Raw genomic sequence first — 16,337 nt, 5'->3', positions numbered from 1 at the left:
AAATTTCTATATAAAAATCACCCTACTTTTTCTGCTGAGAAAGAAAACTAATCAGCGAAGCGAACTCTTCGTATGACAGTGCACTGGCTAGTCCGGTCGGCATCATGGATGTTTCCATTTCTTTACGGGAAGTAATGTCCGAAGCTTTTATGGTGTAAACCTGCCCTGTAATATCTCTCATTACTACTTTGTCAGCTGATTCCTGTGTAATGAAGCCCATGTAGGTTTTGTCACCTTTAGCAGTTACCAATACGGACGCAAATCCTTGGGATATTGAGGCGTTCGGTTTCAAAATAGATTCCGCAATTTGCTCCCGGTTCATGATTGACCCGATTTGCCCCATGAACGGCCCCTTCATCGTTTCAGTTTTGTTAATGCTATGGCATGCTACACAGCCTTGCGTGGTAAACAGTTTTTTGCCAACTGCTGCATCGCCTTTAATTTTCGCCATCGCGAGCATCACATCTTCAATAGACGACTCTCCTACCTGGCCTTTCTTATTTCTGATTTTATCCAGATCCACTTTAACCTCTTCTTTCACAGCAACTGCATCATCTCCTCCAAAATCCGTAATTTCCATCCTATGCCTGCCATTCAAATCCGCAAAAAATTGTTTATCTGCATTTGGTTTGCTCCACTCCTGCGTTAAAATGGTTTTGATCGCTGGTGAAGACTCCCAGGTAATTGCTTTATAATAAGGCCCATGCGAGTCTGGTCGGGTACTCCACCACCACGATCCGTCATAATCTGCCTCTTTTTTGTAAAGCCTGGATAAGGTGGTCAGGATTTGTTTTTTTAATGCTTCATCTTTCGAACTTTTATAAGCAGCAATCAAACCATTCACTGCTTTCGGATCATGCATGTAACGCAAAGCCCATAAAGCAATAGTCGAGTTTTCCGTTCCAATAGCTTTTACACAGGCATCAACGACATGCAGACTTACCAGAGAACGCACTGCAATATGAGGTGGAATAATAGCAGGATTCGGAGTGGCATGCGGGCCTTCGGTTCCTTTTGCAGGTGCCACAAATGAAGCCGGGACTTTCACGTTCAATAAAACCTGAGCAGCCTCTATCCTTCCCAAACGCCCCAAACCAACAGTTGAGACTATCCGTACCCTTTCAGATGCATCCGTCATTCCTTTAATAAATGGTTCAATCGGTACATTTTTAAGATTTGTTTTACGGTCGGCCAATGCACGTAATGCAAATTCACGAACATCATTATCCGCAGTTAATTTTACCAGATTTTCAATTCCGTTTGCTCCTGCTATCTGTGTATAAGTAAATATTCCTGCTGCCCGCGAATAAAGCGGCAGGCTTTTGTCTGCTGCAATTTTCCAGGATGCATCGGAAGCGTCTTTAACCGGACGTGTAAGTAATTCCTGCTGAGCGGCCAAACGTGCTACCGCGCTACCCGAACCTAACAAAGCTGCCAGTTCAGTTACAGTAGATTTTTTGATATCTGTAAAAGCTTTGTATTTCCAGTTTTTAGGAACAGCGCGAACGATGAACCCCTTATCAGGACTACCAGAGTAACCGGCACCGTCCCATGCCGACATATAAACGCGGCCTGAAGCATCAATATCAACATCCGTGATTTGGGCCAGTTTTACAAATTCTTCTTCTTTTTGCGTGAAGCTCGGGCCGTCAGCCGTAACGCGGTGAATATAAAGCTGGCTCCTTCCCCAGTCGGCCATCATCGGAACATGATTGTATTTTTCCGGCCAGGTAGAATCATCCATGAACAATGCCCCGGTTCCCGAACCTCCGCCCAGGTCTACCAGAGCAGGAATTATTTCGTCTGTAAAATTTTGAAAAAGAACAGGATATCCATATTCCCCTGACTGTATCTGGTTACTGAAACGAATATTCCAGCCACCTCCGTCATTCGTATTGCCACGGGTAAAAATATTCATGTAAGGATCAATCGCTACATCATAAATATTCCGCATACCGTGCGTGTAAACTTCCATTTCGGTACCATCGGGCCGTACTCTTACAATTCCGCCACCCAGCTGCGTCAGTTTCTTTCCGGAGCGATCCACTGCATTGTGAAACCCAAAGTCACCAACTGCAATATAAATCCAGCCATCAATCCCCATCCGTATCCCGTTCGTAGCATGGTCAGTACCACGGCTTTGTAAAAATTTTGGTGAACTAATATTCTGGATCAGCGGCTTTGACGGGCCATCAGCAATTCCGTCGTGGTCTTTGTCTTCAAAAACGACCAGATCCATGCCGCTCGCAATTTTAGTCTCCTTGCTGAAAGTGGTATGTAATACATAAAGCTTATCTCCCTGTGAAATAATTCCACGCGGATCATCCACCATGGCGAATGTGGTATGCTTGTCCAGTTTCCCGTCATTATCGCTATCTACCAGCCTGACAATACTTCCTTTACCTGGTTCCTTGCCAAGTGAGCCGATCATATCAACGCCCACATATACTTCGCCGGTTGGCGCAACAGCCAGACAAGCAGGACTTGGCGTAATGTCCGGACCGGCAAAATGCGTGATGTCCAGTTCCTCGGGCCAGCTGGTTGCATTAGGCAATGAATCCGTTTTAATCAGTACTTTATTGTCAGGGGAATTTTTAAATATTTCACTTTTTTGGTTACTCCAGAACAGTATCAAAAAAGCAAAAAGCAGACTAAATGTAATTTTTAACATTTTAAACTTTTATAAAGGATTATTTAGGTATTAATAGAATAAAATTGACAGCATTATGATGAAATCATCCAAAGATAAAGATGAATCAAAAAAATTCGACAATCCGAACTGCAAATACCGGAAATATTAAGGCCGGCCCACTTTTTAAGTTTAATGAGCCGGCCTTATATATTTATATGATAATCAATTAAACTTCTGTCAATACATTCATTTCACTTTGGAATTTGATGGCAATATTACGGAAGCCATCAGAAGTCGGGTGAATTTCGTCATACCATTCTGATCGGTTTACCACCGTATTTCTCAGATCAATGAAATATATTTTACGGTCCTTATCCGCCAGCGTTTTCATTTTTTCGTTGAAGCGGTCCATCAGGAATTTAATGATCTTTTCCCGCACATCCTGCCCGCCTATCCCCTTCTCGATCATATATTTACCCAGCCAGCTCGTTTTTTCAGGAGTTTTTGTAGTATCCACCGGGATCGGATAGTCATAGCCGTGAATGATGATCGGCAGGTTTGGAAATTTGTTACGGATCTTGTCAAACATCTGATCATACCAGCTATGTATCTGGTCAATTTTTTCCCAAATGGTATTCTTAAAATAGTCCGTTTCAGGGGAACCCACAGGTATATTGCCACCTTCATTCAGATGATCTTTGAACTGTTTGCCAAGAATGTCATTACCGCCACCGCTTACCAGAAAAAATTTCGGATCTTCATTTTCAATAGCATCCAGATAATCATCCTGATAACAAAGGCCCATATAGTGCCAAGAAAGGTGCAGGAATAATAATCGTAGCAATTGTTACTTTCGTCAATAAGAACGTATACCTTGTTAAGACCATATGTTTGCCAAGCAATAAAAATGTTTTCTGTTGTAGTAGGGGGGGTGTGTAAATACATGCATACAGTATACACAGCACTGCAGCATGGAAGGGTGGGAACAACAACAAACGTAAGAAAAGGCAGAACAACAACACATGGGTAGGTGGGTTGGTTGGGTTGGGTTGGGTGGGTACATATGTAAATGTATACACATGTGCAGGTATACATGTACGTGTATACCTCTTTTTTTCTTTTCTTCTTCTTCTTGTTATTGTTGTAAGAGGAGTATATATATGTGTGTGTGTGCATAGTATGTATATTCTTCTTCCATATATCATATTGAGAAAAAGCACACACACACACACACACACACACACACACACACACACACACACACACACACACATATTATTTTTCTCACACACACACACACACACACACACACACACACACACACACACACACACGGAAGAAAAGGCAAATGTCATATATGTTTGAATGTAGAGCTCTTAACACTGAATGTCATTTGTATTTTCTTCTATTAAATGTAAATGTGTGTGTGTAAAGGTATAAATGTGTGTGTGTGTGTGTGTGTGTGTGTGTGTGTGTCACACACACACACACTGTTCATTTGGGTATCTGTGTTGTGCTGAAGCCGGGCTGGGAAAGGTATATGCTTGTGGGCTAGAGCTTTCTGTCCGATTGATTGGTGACTTTTATTTTAAGTTTACCCTTCCATCCATCCGCCGTTTTCTCATAAACCGGCTTCCCGATCTGGTCTGTAATTTCAAGGCCGGTTTCTGATCCGTCTGCTTTAACCTGGCTTAATTCGATTTTTAACAAATCAATATTGACCGAATTTTCACCTTTATTTTCCAGTTTCTGTACAAACTGCCACCTTGAAATTGTACGTAATGCATTGGTAATAAGGAATTCTTTGTTGTCATCATCCAGATCAACAGGTAAAAATAATGGCCTGAACGGATCTTTTGCCCTTGTTACAAAACACTGTCCGGTTTGTACATGAAGCGTAAAATCGGCTTCTGCTTCATTTTCAACAAAAACATAATAACCACCGGAATCGGCCAGCAGTTTTTTTACCAAAGGATTCAGTTCCGACTGGTTGCCATCAACATTATTTAAAAAGAGCTGCACTTCCTCTACCATCATATTGTCGGTCAACACTTTATACACTTCTTCTTTTTTCAAAACCGAATCTTTTGTATCTACAACCGCATGATCTATAAAAACCTCACCGATCGACGCTGGTGTGGTCATAGCTGCATTGTCCGGATCAACAATCTGGACTTCCATCCCTTCCTTCGCACCATGCATCGCACCCAAATTAAGAAGCCATGCATTTTTGGTTTCGTTAAAAACCATTTCTCCGGCACTTTTACGATGATCGGCACGCTGGTTCAGGAAGATAGCGTTCAACAATCCGGAATTACCTACAACCGAAATTTTAGGTTTCTGGTCAAAACCAAACTTCATATATTGCCTCACGCGGCTGCGTAGCGACTGGTAACTGATATCTCCTCCTGCTTTTTCCAAAACCTGCAAAAAATTGGAGGTAAACACGCCCCGGCCACCAACTTCCAAAGCTACCTCATCTGACTCGCAGGCGGCCAGCTGCACATACGTACCTTCGGGAAGAAAATCGGCCAGGTTTTTGTCCTTCACTGCTTCATAATCGACTTTATCACTGAAAATGAAATCGGCCCAATCCCGCTGCGGGAAGAAATCATCTCCACGGTCATAGACCCGCCGTACAAAAGTGTCCTTTCCACGGAAAACTTCTGCTGCCAGGCTTCTTGTATTATCACCCGAATGGCAGCAATCGAACATGACAGCAATATGTGCACCGGTTTTCTGTGAAACTTCGTGTAACAGATAACGAATCTCCTTATCCGCAAGAAGAAAATCTGCTGTTTTTTGTGTATTTCCATTGTAGCAAACGAAGCATTCCAAACCCTCATCCGTTTCATTTTTCCAGATCGGATCAGCATTTTCCTGTGTTCCATGCCCGGAAAAATAGAAAAATACTGTGTCATTGGAAGTTGCTTTTCCCAGATGTTCACGGAATGCATTTATCACCGCAGATTTGGAAGCAACCGAATCCTGAATAGTAAGGATCTGGTGCTCAAAATCAGTTTTTTTAGACAAATATTCTTCCATTGCGTTCATGTCGTTGACACAGCCATGCAACGGAAAACTTTCGTATTTGTCAATTCCCACCAATAATGCGTACAGCTTTTTCCGAGGTTTGGTTTCTCCGTTATCGGCTGCATTTCCTTCGGGATCAGTATTTAAATCTTCATCCGGAGGAGCTACTTCCAGCCCACGCGGGGCATCCAGAAATGCTTCAATCTGCTCATCAGAAGTGACAACATCATCGTTTGCAACCAAACTTCTTTCGGCAAAAGCAGGTACATACTCATCTGCTTTCACACCATTTATGACCGTTTTCCAGTCAAAAGCCGGCCCGATATCCCATTTTTCAAAACCGCCGAACTGATTTTTACCCCTATAATTCACATGGGAAACAATGCCTTTAAAACTGAGTACATCGTTACTGGTTTCATAGCGTTTTGCTTCATCCTGAAAAGTTCGTGGTATATTATATTTTTTTGTCAAAAACCGGAGCAGGATAATGAGGCTGTCGTATTGTTCCGGTGTGTAACTGGCGTAAAAATCCTGGTTTCTGAATGGTTCGGGCAATTTTTGGTATGCATCTGTCTGGGATAATTTGCAATACTGATCCAGTTTGCCTTTTGCAGGATCGCTATAAATCGTTTCCAGCGTATCGCCTCTTTTTACCAGATATCCATAATTAATAATTTCGATGCCAATAGTCGCTTTGTCCTGTGCATTATTGGTTCCCGTGTTTCCAACCGCTTTTCCCAAATTTCCTGACCAGTATTTGGACGGAAATAACTGATAAATGGTACCGTCCCTTGCAATAACAAAAGGAACTGAAATGCGCGTGTTATTCCTTGTCAGCGAATCTATACCGCCACTTAGGTTTCCGGCCGTAAAGTGCAGCACAATTCGCTCTTTTGCAGGTGGCGGTTCAGGCGTATTGTAATAGCCGCTGCGGTTTTTTGGTTTACAAAGCTTTCCTTTCAATACTAAATTTTCATCCTGAACTTCAACAGAAAACGGAGTAAAAGTATAATCACCGCGGGTTTTGAAGGCCGCTTCATCAGGAGCCAAAGTATCATAACGCATATTTATAAAAGTTTTGGAGTACGAAATATATAACCACCTGGTTATCTTGCGGATAACTCGGCAATATTAGAGGATAGAATTGAATTATTTGTTGATAAATGATGGGAATTTATTAAACGGTCATGAATATTCGCTGTTTGTAAATTCATTGTACTATTTAAAATCCCGATCCGTTTATTCCGTTTCCCGCCAGTAAATAACCGTTAAATAAATACATTTCATTCTCAATATTTCCTGTTAAAAACCCATTACCACATCCTTTATATTTACTATTTAATATAGTCAAAATACAGCAGGAAAAATCTTTCTTTTGATAAACTCAATTTTTTCAATTTTAATCGGACATGGATACTAAAAGGTGTTTTGTAGTCATGGGTTTTGGTATAAAAACAGATTTAGCCACTGGTCGAAAACTCAACCTGGATAAATCTTATCAGGCATTGATCAAACCAGTCGTGGAACAGAAAGGATATGTATGTGTACGTGCCGATGAGATCAAACATTCAGGTTCAATTGAACTGCCAATGTACCAGGAGCTGTTTTCGGCGGATCTTGTCGTAGCAGACTTATCCACAGCCAATTCCAATGCATTTTATGAGCTTGGCGTAAGGCATGCATTAAGGCCCCGAACGACCATTCTTATATCGGAAGAACTCATGCCCTACCCTTTTGATATCAACCATATCAGTATCAAAAAATACACCCATTTAGGCGAAAGTATTGATTACTTTGAAGTCTTACGTTTTCAAAAACAGCTTGGCGATACGATTGATGAAGTGGAACAAACAAAGGAAACAGATAGCCCTGTTTACACTTTTCTGACAGGTTTGAGAGCACCTGAAATGCAGGAAATGATTGATACTGCACTTGCTGGTGCAAATTCAGGAGCCAGGGAAACAGCTTCGGCCGATGACGCAACCAAACAAACGCTTTCCTACATGATTTCAGAGGCGGAAAATGCTTTGAGGAAAAAAGAATTTGGTCTCGCAAAAGGCCTGTTCCAAACTGCTTTGAGCCTTTCCAATAACAAAACCGATCCGCAATTTACCGTTAATGACCCTTATCTGGTACAAAGGCTCGCACTTTGCACCTATAAAGCCCAGGACCCGGATTATGTAACTTCATTAAAAACGGCACTTGATTTATTACAAAAAATAGATCTGGACAGAACAAACGATCCGGAAACGGTTGAACTCGCAGGTTCTATTGAAAAACATCTTTATGAAGAAAACCAGGGTAACGAACATATTAATAATGCCATTCTACTTTACCAGCGTGGTTACTTTTTACTGCATAACCGCCATAACGGAATTAACCTGGCTTATTTACTGACATTGAGGGCAACAACAGAGCTTGACCCGACGCGTGACGAAAAAATAGCAGACGTGATCTGGGCAAACCGTATCCGGCAGGATGTACTCGAACTTTGTAAAAGAGATTCCCTGAAAATGGAAGCCATGCAAAACCAATCACAAGCTCCTGCAAATCCTGTTGGTGCAGAACAGGAATCCTTAATTACTGAACAGAAATTCTGGATCGCCGTCAACAAAGCAGAGGCCCATTTTGGATTAGGAAACCTGGAAGAATATGCCAAAGCAGTAGAAGAAGCCAACAAACTAACCCACGAAGACTGGATGATGGAAAGTTTTACAGGGCAGCTGGGGAAACTGGAGGGTTTGCTGGGGACTTTGAAGGGAGTTGTTTAGTGTTAAATTAACCGAATTAACTTGTCCGGTCCATTCTGTAAATTGAAATTTCATTTAGAACCCGGTCAGCTGAATTTTTCAAATTCGTCCTGAAAATATTTTGCAAGCGAGATATCCAGGTTTGTAACCTTATGCCCTGTATCCCAGGTAGACAAACGGATTCGAACAGTACGCCAGATATTTTCCCACTCGGGATGATGGTCTGATTTTGAAACATATTTTGAAGCAGCATACACAAATTCAATAGCATCATCAAATGATTTAAATTTGAAAAATTTTTCAATTGCAATTCCAGGTTGCGGTGATTTGTCCCTGGATAAATAATCCACAATCTTCCACCCTTCCAAATTCAAGAGTTCACTCTGGATCTGAGAAATAGTTAGTGGTAATGGAAACAGCATGTTTTTGATCGGCTTTGGAAAATCAACGTTCTCGCTGACCGATTCGAAACCTGCCTGATCCAATATTTTGAACAGATTACTCAGATCACTCTTAAAATTATAAGCAGACAAATTAAGCGGTTGGAAGTTCGTCAGTTTTTTAATCGATGCCGGCAGTGCATCTGCATGCGGTAGTTCTCCTCCGAGCAGAAGGGGAACAATTTTTATTTGCCGTTTAATTGCAGATTCTATTTCTTTCCTGACCCAGTCCTCCTCATGATCAATTCTTCTTCGATAAAACTGGTCCTGTACCCGAAGCCAGTTTTTTCCAATAATTACAATTAAAATGGTAGCCAGTTCCAGATTTTGCTCGATAATCTTTGTCCATTCGTCGGATGCCCTGATAGAGTCAACGTCCATAAAAATCTGAGCCGAACCAAACTGCCGTTCTAATTCAGCCTTGATAAAACGTGATGCCGGTCCTTCATCATCACGCCGATAGCTGATAAATGCAAGATTTTTACTCATAATAGCAATCCGGTTTAGTGATTTTTGAAACTCAAACCACACCTTCCAGCCCTACTTTCAGGCGGCCTACAAACTCCAGAACGTTTTTTGCTTTCTCTCCAGCCATCCCATACAAATCCTCCAAAAATTCCAAATGTTCTATTTCTGCTATGCGGTTGCCTTTATGGCCAGTGAATGTCCATACCTCCAGATATGCCTCATACACATCATCATACGTTGTTTTGTTGTCACCCAGCACAAGCAGGCAGAGTTTTATATTGGCGTTGGTGAGCCAGTCCCAGTATATCATTTCATCGCGGAATCTTTCTTCTTCCGGTTTGAGTTCTTTTTTAAGAAATTCAATTATTTCTTTTTTCTTCGGCAGTTTATAATCCTCAGTTTTGCTGTTTCCCCAGTTTCTTACACCAGCCAGTACCAGTGCGTTTTCGATGGACAGCCAGTTGGTTAATGGATAATACCTGCTATTATTCTCAGGATTTTCGAATGCTTTCCGGTAAAAAGCGGCTGATTCTTCATATGCTTTTTGCTTGTTAGTCCCTTCACTGATCTCGGCCAGGCGTTTATACGTACTGCCTAGCAGGTTCAGCCTTTCATTGGTATTGCCAAACCGTGTCAATCCTTTCAGATCTTCAATTACGACCAGTAATTCAGTTATGGCTGCCGGTTTGGCCAGCCGTCCTTGTCTTACTTCCTGTAAATTGAATTTCGCTCTGGTATTACAATATTGTTCGGAGGCTGAGAATGAGAAAGTTGCCTTTTCTTCATTACACAACAATCCAAACTTTTCGTTAGCTTCCCTGTACATACCCAATCCGCTATATAACAGAGCCTGCAATTCGGTAATTCTTGCACTGCTGATATTGGCTTGTTTTACGCCAGTCGCAATTGCACCCATTTTTCCGGTGAATTCTTCGGTGTCATAATCGCCGGTTGCCAATTGATTGCGCATGTTAAGCAACTCAATTTCTGCCTCTTCTGAAATAGCGAAATCGAAAGAAATCTGCGCCTGCTTATCGCGCTCCGAAGTAAGCTTATAAAACGGATCTCCATAACACTGGTAGGCACCCCAGGTATTTGTGCGGCTTCCGTACGTATCATATATAAACTCACGCGCCTTCCGTGTTGCCTCTCCAAAAGTACTTCCTGCAAACATGTGACCGTAAAATTTCTCGGCAAAATCCTGCGCAGCACTGTCATTGACAGCCCATCCCGCCACAATTACTACTTTAACGCCAATCTCAATTAACTGGGTACCAATATTTGCCGCAAGTTTGTATGGATTTTGACTCGCGATTGGTGTTTTAATATCTATTTGTCCAAGATAACAGCAATTGACGAAAACCAGCTCAGGTACTCCGCTCATCTGGTTAATCAGTGCGGGAGTAAGGTAAGAATCCGGGCCGATCATCATGCCGGAAGGTCTTGATAGATCTGCATTAAAAATACCATGTCCGGCCAGATGAACAATTTTATAATCCCCGCTAAACAGCTTTAAAATTATTTCATCATCCCTGGTACCGAGCAGGCTCGCGACCGTATACCGTTGATTTGAGAGCAGTTCAGTCACCTTTTTTCCTTCTTCGAGTGCGGCCGGAAGCTGGTTACCCGGACTGTCCAGTATCGGATCTGCGATCACAATAGCCTGTGACTGCGTAACCGAATTAACAACCTTTCGGAAATCCTGTGTCGATAGCTGACGGATCATTCCTGCATTCACGCTCAAAGGCCGTGCGTCAGCATCGGCATCCTGCAGAAGTTCCCAGGGAAAAGCTGCCGTAAACTGATCCAGCTGCCAGCTGATGTTATTCTGCCGTTTCATCATTTCCTTGAAATCATGCGGGATCAATAGCTCAAAGATAGTCCTGGCGAGTTCCGGCGACCAATCGTCCCTGACCGATGACCTGTCCAGCAAACGGAACAGTACTTCACTTTCCAGGGGTAAATCACGTTCTTCTACACGAGCAGCATCAGTAGAGACCGAATAATGCAAACCCCTTTTTTGATTTCCCTGACTCACCTCATTCTTAACTTTTTGTACAATCACGCGCGTCCACCAATCCCTCGTGTCTTCAATAGGCAGCCTTTCTTTCCATCCAAGTATGTTGTTAATCTTATTACTGCTTCTGCTGATATTGAGCGTATTCGTTACCTCTTTTTCGATATTACTTACCGCTTTTACACAAGCCACTGCCCTATCCTGATACACCTCAATAAATTCCAGGGCTTCCACAGTCTGAGGAGCCACAGTGTATTGCTGCCGGATCCTGGCATTCGCTATCTGCGTTCCCAGTAAAATGGCCCGTACAGAATCTTCTATTCCCAGGCCTCCGTAACCTGAACCGACCAGCAATGCGCTAATACCTATACGTTTTCGTTCCTCACTGGTTTTGCTGTATGATCTGACATTCAGGTCGGCGAGATACCTGGAAATCCCACGTTCGATTGTGTTGATCAGCTGGAACTCGTTCAGTTCGCCCTGTTTCCCCAAACCAACAATGATGGTTCCTTTAAATTTCTTTGCTTTATTGGCCTCAATACTTTCACTGCTTCCAATCGGCCCCGGGTAAATCCCCAGGCTTAACCGCCTGCTCAGTTCATTATCCAGGTATTTGTTCACAGCACCTTCGGCAGATAAAATACCATCATTCTCAAAATGGCCGATCAGAAGCGGATACATGGCGTATTTTAAATGACCGTTACTTACCGTTACCGCAATGGGAACTTCGCCAGCTTTGAAACGGCCCGGATCGGTGCCCAGTCCGAGCAGATTATTTTCGACGCCGGTTGATGAAGTATCAAAATCAAATGCCGCCCTGGACTTAAATTCCTTTTCAATAGCGCGTAAAGCAGGCCTCGTCTTTTTAAGCCTAGAGGTAACTCCGTTCTTTAATATATCAGAAATAGCAGCAAATAAGCTGTCGTCATTAGCCAGTTCTCCATGAGGCACATCCGAATAATACACAGTGCCGGCATCAATCATTTTTTGTGGAATTCCACTTTCCCACGTCACGCTTTCATCTCCTTCCTTTGTTGCCAGGAATTGCAGCTTAACCCGCGGTCCAAAAAAGGTATCCCTTGTTTCAATTTCATAACCACTGATCGTTTCCTTGTTTTTCCTGGATTGGCCTGCAATATAAACAGCATTGGAAAAATCCAGATTTTCCTCATTTTTAATGATATTATCACGGTATAACCTGAATTCGTCCAGCAATTTCTGATCAGGAAGCGGCCATTCTGTATCTCCAAAAGCGTCACGCATGCTTTTCCATGTTTCGGTTTTTGCAAAATCGTTGCCATTACCAGTGGTGAGCGGAAGTAAACTTAAGATGCCTGAAAACTGAGAAAAAACCTGCAACAGATCAGACTGGGAATTATGTACGTCAATCATATCCAGTGTATTGATCAGGGAATCCTGGCCAAACAAAACCGCAGGAATCCTGAAAGAGCCTTTCAACGGAGCACCCAGGAACAGGAGCCTGAAATCTTTGCTGTTATTTAACTTTCCCCATGTGTCCGGGTGATTTTGAACAAAATCCCGGATCAGGACACCTCCCATTGAGTGCCCGATCAGTTTAATGGGTTGATTAAATTGTAATAATTCAACCAGTTTGCTATTCAAAAGCAGCGCACTTGTTTCCATTTTCACACGCCAGTCGAACGGAAAAGCAACAACGTCATAATCTGTGGCGAGATAATCTGCTATCTTTTTATAAGCTGAACCTACCAGTGACGTCGCTTTTACATGAATGTTATTATCGTCACTATTTTTTAAACTGGTCAGGCGTCCTTGTAAAAACCTTTGAAAATCGATCCAGATCTGCTCTTCATTCACACTGAGATTGCTTCCCATGATTCCCGGCAGCAGAACCACTATAGGTTTTTTACCTGAAACTTTATCCCGGATAACCTCACCTTTTGTGATCTTCAACTCAATATTACGTATGTCCTGGCCAGTAAAATCTCTGTTTGTCAATGCAGTGAAGCCAGGAATTGTGGTTTTTCCATCACTTTTAAGCGCCAGAAGCAAAGCGCCTCTCGTTGATTCATTGGTGAAATATTTGAAATGGCTCACATCCGGATTGCTGTCAAAAAAATACTGCACATGTCCCGATGCTCTTTTGGCTCCGTTGTACATGGATTCCGTGTTGACGATCAAATCATTATGGTTCAGGAAAAACAGTTTAGCCAAAACCGTTTTGATCGCCTGCCATTTGAACCCAAACTGATTGTTGCCCGAAATGATCAGTAACGGAGCCGCAATAATCGCTTCCGGTTCAGCATTGTTCAGCATCTGGTTAAAAGGCGAAGCAGGATTCTGGATTTCCATACCAGGTAAAATTTCCGGGTCATCCTTGGTTTCTATCACCGCCGCAAGCAGGTCCTTAAACGCAAAATACAAGGCAGGATTGGTTACCTGCGCCAATGCAATGCCGATCAGGTTGAAAATTACGTTCAGATATACATCTAGTCTTTTGGAAGCCAGCGTCGTACCATTTGCCGGACAGGCCACCCGGATATATTTCGCGATAGTGATATTTTTGCCCTGTATCTCATTTTCAATTTTTTCAATTAAAGCGATATCATCCAAACGGCCTGACTTTCTTAGGAAATTTTTTTCATTAGTAGAAAATCCTTTCGCAGTAGCATTTTCAATACAGAACCGGCTTAAAATATCTCCGACAAGCCCGCCCCGGGATTGACTTAAAAGGTGTAATGTAGCTTTTTCAGGAAGTAATTTTACCAGTTCAGCTACATTTTCAAGTGGGCTTTTGGTTAATGTTTCGTGCTCAAAAGCAAGCACATTATCTTTATATGTATCAAAAATAAACTTCCACGCATCCGTTTCGCTGCCCTCTTTTGGCCTCAATGCTCCGAAAGACTGATGTGTAGACGCGGCGGTTCCGTGTAAAAAAAGAAGATATGTCGCATCATCCCTGACCGGATCATTTTTGAAATTAAAATTCCTGTCTACCCTGAACAAACCCGTTCCGGCAGTCAGTAATTTCAGTTCCAGATCCTTTGCTTTTTTACCAATGAATTCCTTTGCTGTTGTACCTGTTGGAATAATTTCTCCCAGTTTATTTTTCGAGAAAATTTTAAGCACTTTCAGGAAGATCTTTTTAAGCCCGCCGCCACGCTGCTGGTCTTCGCGTAAAAGCTCTGTCGGCAGTATAAATCCTAAATTTTCCGTACTCCTGACCTGTGCTGCCGCTTCGGGAAAAAGTTCGTCAAATGTGCCGGGATCACAAATCCAGACTGTATCATCATCAAACTGGAATTCGACTACATCATCCGGGTTCAGTGCAACCGTTGCAGAATGAACTGTTTCCCCTCTTGTAGTTTCCTTAAAAACATAATATTCACGAATCGTCAGAAGTTCTGTGCATTCTTCTTTTAGAATTTCGTCATCTACCGTTACTTTTTCGCCGGGAATATTAATCTCCTTGATTTCCATAATCTTCGTTGAGTCAGAGTAAGTAAAGACAAAATTTTTACCTCAATAAATTTTCCTAAACAGGCCTTAAATTAAAAAATAAGATACCGAATTGAAATCGCTGACAGGCAAAATTTATTGAACGGTTGATTACAATTATTTCCCGGAAATATTATTTATGGAAAAATTGATCAATCCATTGGAATAATATTTTTACTACCAGGAAATACAATCGACATTGCCATTTTAAACCATAAACGAAATTAAAACCATGAAAACGCTAAAAACCATTCTGATCATATTACTTTTCACAGTTCCGGCTGCGTCGTATGCACAAACAAAGTCTTCTTCCAGCGGTGAAACTACTTACCAGAGGAAAACAACAAAGAGGACCACAAAAACCGGCATCTCTGCCGTCGATACGATCCGGAAGGAAAATGCACCGGTATTGGAAGACAACGGAAGTGTAAATACTACCGGTATTGTGGATGGCAACCGAAGCAGTACTGGCCGGCCAGATGCGGATACAATGGTGAATTATTCAGTAAAAAGAACTAAAAGGACTATTGTAACCGGCGGTGTAGCCATGCCAGATTCAACAAAGAAAAAGAAACGTCCATAAAGGTATCAGAATAAAATGCTGTAAATCTGCTTTTATCGTTACTTTGCAGTTCATTTTATTCCATTCGCCTTTGAAATATCTGCTATTACCATTGCTGCTTTTTATTGTTCAAACCGGTTTTTGCCAGGATGGCTTTTTGCCCCTCAATGAACAAAAACAAGTGTACTATTCTGATGTGGCTAACCCTCATAAATCCAAAGCAGAAATATATAAAAGTGCACAAAACTGGGTGACTCATACATTTGGCAATTACGAAAACGCAGTTACACAGGAAGATCCTGCATCGGGAAAGTTAACGATCAATAGCTATATCCCGGTGGTTACTTCACTTTACAATTACATCCGGTTCGACCTGGTAATTGATTGTAAGGATAATCAGTATCAGGCACGTATTGATAAACTGGATGGTATCTCTCCCACCCGGACGCCAATAAGGATCAGCTCAAAGGAAAATGATTCGGTATTAGCCAAAGAAGTTTCTATCAAAACGGAAACCAATAAAAAGAAACGTACTGAATCTGAACAGCTCCTGCAAATTGCTAAAACAGATAACGACAATATTAATCATGCAATATATAAGTTGCTGGCCGGTTTAAAGGAATTTATCAAATCGGAAAACGGCCATTAAGTTTCGTTAAAAATTAATACAATTTTGATAAAGCCCGGGACTTAGGTTTCGGGCTTTACTGGTTTTATACACCAGCCACAAAAACCATCTCATACTGGCTTTTCTACGTTTCAATTGGTTTTCAAACCGATTCGATTCAAAATATTTTTTTAACCTGCTGATCATCACCTCCTTTGTATCGGATGTAAGACAAGCGGGTACATACTAAATGTAAAAAAAACTAATAAACGAAGCTAAAAGATCATGAATAAAAAACCTGAAAACCTGCAAAAAAGCGGTCGTGAACCACCTTAAATTTCAAAAAAGCAG

The 16,337-nt window shown here is 41.9% G+C and carries 8 protein-coding genes; 3 read left to right on the top strand and 5 right to left on the bottom strand.

Annotated features, from left to right (window positions below; genetic code table 11):
• Positions 1-22: 22 nt before the first annotated feature.
• The 3 genes from KZC02_RS27600 to KZC02_RS27590 form a co-directional block, all read right to left on the bottom strand.
• Positions 23-2,671, bottom strand: a complete 2,649-nt coding sequence (locus KZC02_RS27600) for a c-type cytochrome (RefSeq protein WP_221391617.1) — start codon at positions 2,669-2,671, stop codon at positions 23-25.
• Positions 2,672-2,858: 187 nt separating this feature from the next.
• Positions 2,859-3,437: an SGNH/GDSL hydrolase family protein gene (locus KZC02_RS27595; protein ID WP_221391616.1), complete on the bottom strand. Its 579-nt coding sequence runs from the start codon at positions 3,435-3,437 to the stop codon at positions 2,859-2,861.
• 746 nt (positions 3,438-4,183) lie between these two features.
• Entirely contained in the window at positions 4,184-6,730 is a 2,547-nt protein-coding gene (locus tag KZC02_RS27590; RefSeq protein ID WP_221391615.1) for a caspase family protein, read from the bottom strand.
• A gap of 344 nt (positions 6,731-7,074) precedes the next feature.
• On the opposite strand from KZC02_RS27590, the gene KZC02_RS27585 reads away from it, so the two are divergent.
• Positions 7,075-8,436, top strand: a complete 1,362-nt coding sequence (locus KZC02_RS27585; protein ID WP_221391614.1) for a tetratricopeptide repeat-containing protein — start codon at positions 7,075-7,077, stop codon at positions 8,434-8,436.
• Positions 8,437-8,501: 65 nt separating this feature from the next.
• On the opposite strand, the gene KZC02_RS27580 is transcribed toward KZC02_RS27585, so the two are convergent.
• Complete coding sequence (locus KZC02_RS27580; protein WP_221391613.1) at positions 8,502-9,344, bottom strand: 4a-hydroxytetrahydrobiopterin dehydratase; 843 nt, start codon at positions 9,342-9,344, stop codon at positions 8,502-8,504.
• Positions 9,345-9,375: 31 nt separating this feature from the next.
• On the bottom strand, positions 9,376-14,799 hold the full coding sequence (locus tag KZC02_RS27575; protein WP_221391612.1) for a CHAT domain-containing protein: 5,424 nt from the start codon (positions 14,797-14,799) through the stop codon (positions 9,376-9,378).
• A gap of 250 nt (positions 14,800-15,049) precedes the next feature.
• On the opposite strand from KZC02_RS27575, the gene KZC02_RS27570 reads away from it, so the two are divergent.
• Complete coding sequence (locus KZC02_RS27570) at positions 15,050-15,400, top strand: hypothetical protein (RefSeq protein ID WP_221391611.1); 351 nt, start codon at positions 15,050-15,052, stop codon at positions 15,398-15,400.
• Positions 15,401-15,470: 70 nt separating this feature from the next.
• A complete protein-coding gene (locus KZC02_RS27565; RefSeq protein ID WP_221391610.1) occupies positions 15,471-16,028 on the top strand; it encodes a DUF4468 domain-containing protein in 558 nt (185 codons plus the stop codon).
• The last annotated feature ends 309 nt before the right edge of the window (positions 16,029-16,337 follow it).

The organism is Dyadobacter sp. NIV53, from assembly GCF_019711195.1.
GTDB lineage: Bacteria > Bacteroidota > Bacteroidia > Cytophagales > Spirosomataceae > Dyadobacter.
Note: the sequence above shows the minus strand (reverse complement) of the source record. Positions and strands in the feature narration are given on the sequence as shown.